Source organism: Streptomyces sp. NPDC002889 (genome assembly GCF_042888425.1).
Lineage (GTDB): Bacteria > Actinomycetota > Actinomycetes > Streptomycetales > Streptomycetaceae > Streptomyces.
This window is the reverse complement of record NZ_JBIAPT010000077.1, coordinates 1-1,807: the sequence shown is the minus strand read 5'-3', so window position 1 is coordinate 1,807 and position 1,807 is coordinate 1. Positions and strand designations below refer to the sequence as shown.

The following is a 1,807-nucleotide window of genomic DNA, read 5'->3' as shown; positions in this document are numbered from 1 at the left end:
TCACATTGATCGCCGGGAACAGCAGCGTCCCGTCACGGTGCATCTCGTACAACCGGTGCACACCCGTCGTGGTCTCCTCGGTCACACCACGGATCCCGGAGGCGAGTTCCGACCACTTGACGGGGCAGCGGCCGAGCAGCTCCAGCACGATGCGGAATTCCTCGTTGTCCGCGGTGGAGGGATCCGGCACCGCGCCCGCCTTCTCGAACTCGACGCCCTTGTGGACCAGGAGCGTGGCGTCGCCGCCGTCGTCCAGGATCATGTTCGGACCGGGGTGGCCCGGCCAGGTCAGCGCCTGCTCCGTGCACCACCAGTACTCCTCCAGCGTCTCGCCCTTCCAGGCGAAGACCGGGATACCGGCCGCGGCGATCGCGGCCGCGGCGTGGTCCTGGGTGGAGAAGATGTTGCAGGAGACCCAGCGGACCTCGGCGCCGAGGGCGACCAGGGTCTCGATGAGGACCGCGGTCTGCACCGTCATGTGCAGCGAACCGGTGATGCGCGCGTCGGCGAGCGGCTGCTGCTCGGCGTACTCCCTTCGGATCGACATCAGGCCGGGCATCTCGTGCTCGGCGAGAGTGATCTCCTTGCGGCCGAAGGCGGCGAGGGAAAGGTCGGCCACCTTGAAGTCAGTGGCGGACTGAGAGGGCATGGACACTCCTCGGCTTGTCGACGACGCCCCGGTGTATCTCCACCGTCGCAGGCGATCGGTTCAGGGTGATGTAGTGCAGTCCCGGAGCGCCCTCGTCGAGAAGGCGCTCCGCCGTCGCGATCGCGTAATCGACGCCGATGCGATGGGATACGGCCCGATTGTCGCGGGCGGCATACAGCCTCCCGGCGATGTCGTCCGGGAAGGCCGCGTCGCTGAGTTCGGCGAAGCGGCGGATCTGGCGGTAGTCGGTGGCCGGCATGATCTCGGGAATGATCGGGGTGTCACAGCCCGCCGCTGCGGCCCGGTCGCGCAGCCTCAGATAGAACTCGACGTCGAAGAACATCTGGGTGACGGCGTAGTCGGCGCCCGCACGGCACTTGGCGGCGAAGTGCCTGATGTCGCTTTCCCAGTCCGGGGAGCGGGGGTGACGCTCGGGGAAGGCTGCGACTCCGACACTGAAGTCGCCCAGCTCGCGGACGAGTTCGACCAGCTCGGCCGCGTACGTCAGCCCCTGCGGATGCGGGATCCACGTACCCTTGGGGTCACCGGGCGGGTCACCGCGCAGGGCGAGGACGTCCCGGATGCCCGCGTCGGCGTACTGGCCGATGATGTGCCGCAGCTCGGCCACCGAGTGGCCGACGGCGGTGAGGTGGGCCACCGGCCGGAGCGTCGTCTGGGCGGCGATCTTCTTCGTCAGGGCGACCGTACGGTCCCGGGAGGAGCCGCCCGCGCCGTACGTCACCGAGACGAAGGCCGGCGCCAGTGCCTCGATCCGCCGGATCGCGTCCCACAGACGCTCCTGTCCGGCATCGGTCTTCGGCGGGAAGAACTCGAAGGAGTACGACACCTCCCCCGCCGCGAGAACATCGCGCAGATCGCGCACGGTCGTCACGGGCGGCCACCTCCGGCGTTGAAGTAGCTTGCCTCGGGGTGATGCACGACGATCGCGTCGGTGGACTGCTCGGGGTGGAGCTGGAACTCCTCGGACAGCTGGACACCGATCCGCTGGGGTCGCAGCAGCTCGGCGATCTTGGCACGGTCCTCGAGGTCGGGGCAGGCCGGATAGCCGAGCGAGAACCGGGCGCCGCGGTACTTCAGCGCGAACATGTCCTCGACATCGACCGGATCCTCGCCGCCGAATCCGAGCTCGGCGCGGAC

At 68.8% G+C, this 1,807-nt stretch carries 3 protein-coding genes; all 3 read right to left on the bottom strand.

Features of this window, described 5'->3' with window-relative positions:
* Positions 1-649 (bottom strand): adenosylhomocysteinase (locus tag ACFYWI_RS38425; protein ID WP_389240823.1); only part of this gene is annotated, 649 nt, incomplete at its 3' end.
* A complete protein-coding gene (gene metF / locus ACFYWI_RS38420; RefSeq protein ID WP_389240825.1) occupies positions 627-1,532 on the bottom strand; it encodes a methylenetetrahydrofolate reductase [NAD(P)H] in 906 nt (301 codons plus the stop codon). The genes metF and ACFYWI_RS38425, both read right to left, overlap by 23 nt.
* A 5-nt stretch (positions 1,533-1,537) precedes the next feature.
* On the bottom strand, positions 1,538-1,807 hold a 270-nt coding region (locus tag ACFYWI_RS38415), incomplete at its 5' end, for a vitamin B12 dependent-methionine synthase activation domain-containing protein (RefSeq protein WP_389240821.1).